A 1,392-nucleotide genomic window follows, 5' to 3' on the forward strand; every position below is an offset into this window, starting at 1 on the left:
GCCGGCGGCGCGCTGGCCGGCAGCCGCGTGGCCGCGCAGACCGCCGATCCTGCGATCACCGAGCTTCAGCCCTGGATGCAGTACCTGGGCGACGGCGTGGATGCCCATCCCTACGGCACCCCCTCGCCGCACGAGGCGCATGTGGTGCGCCGCAACGTCGAATGGCTGACCGCCGACCCGGTCTCCTCGGTGAACTTCACCCCGATCCACGAGCTCGATGGCATCATCACCCCCAACGGGCTGTGCTTCGAGCGGCACCACGCGGGCATCGCCGAGGTCGACCCGGCGGCGCACCGGCTGATGATCAACGGCCTCGTCGACAAGCCGCTGGTCTTCACCATGCAGGACCTGATGCGCTTTCCGCGCGAGAACCGGGTCTATTTCCTCGAATGCGCGGCGAACTCGGGCATGGAATGGGCGGGGGCGCAGCTCAACGGCTGCCAATACACCCACGGCATGATCCACAACGTGCAATACACCGGCATTCCGCTGCGGTTGCTGCTCGAGGAGGCCGGGGTCAAGACCAACGGCAAGTGGATCATGCCCGAGGGCGCCGACGCCTCGGCCATGACCCGCTCCATCCCGATCGAGAAGGCGATGGACGACTGCCTCGTCGCCTTCAAGATGAACGGCGAGGCGCTGCGCCCCGAACAGGGCTACCCGGTTCGCCTCGTCGTGCCCGGCTGGGAAGGCAACATGTGGATCAAGTGGCTGCGCCGGATCGAGGTCGGCGACCAGCCATGGCACCACCGCGAGGAGGCGTCGAAATACACCGATCTTCTCGACAACGGCGTCGCCCGCCGCTTCACCTGGGAGATGGACGCCAAGTCCGTCATCACCAACCCCAGCCCGCAGGCGCCGATCCTGCATTCCAAGGGGCCGACCGTTCTCACCGGCATCGCCTGGTCGGGGCGCGGCACCATCCCGCGCGTCGACGTGACGCTCGACGGCGGCAAGAACTGGCACGCGGCCCGCATGTCGGGGCCGAGCTTCGACAAGTCGATGCACCGCTTCTACTTCGAGTTCGACTGGGACGGGAAACCGCTGCTGCTGCAAAGCCGGGCGCATGATTCCACCGGCTATGTCCAGCCGACCAAGGACGAGCTGCGCCAGATCCGCGGCGAGAACTCGATCTACCACAACAACGGCATCCAGACCTGGCATGTCAACGAACGCGGAGAGGCGGAAAATGTCGAAGTTTCTTAAGATCCTCGCCCCCGCCTCCGCCGGCACGGCAAGCGTGCTGACGCTGGCCTATGTGCTCGCCGACCAGTTCGTGGTCGACATGCCCGCACCCGCGCGCGTCTCCTTCGTGGCCACCGCCAATGCGCAGGAGGCCGAGGCGCCCGAACCGGCCGCGCAGGCGCGCGCGCTGGCCGAAGCCCCCGCTGC

1 protein-coding gene and 1 pseudogene are annotated in these 1,392 nt (G+C 67.5%); both read left to right on the forward strand.

What is annotated here, in order from left to right:
• Nucleotides 1-1,206 (forward strand): sulfite dehydrogenase (soxC, locus tag NHG85_RS15735; RefSeq protein WP_253334035.1); only part of this gene is annotated, 1,206 nt, incomplete at its 5' end.
• Nucleotides 1,190-1,392 (forward strand): annotated as a pseudogene (locus NHG85_RS15740) (c-type cytochrome); the annotation flags it as partial. The gene soxC and the pseudogene NHG85_RS15740, both read left to right, overlap by 17 nt.

The organism is Limimaricola litoreus, assembly GCF_024159025.1.
GTDB classification, from domain to species: domain Bacteria; phylum Pseudomonadota; class Alphaproteobacteria; order Rhodobacterales; family Rhodobacteraceae; genus Limimaricola; species Limimaricola litoreus.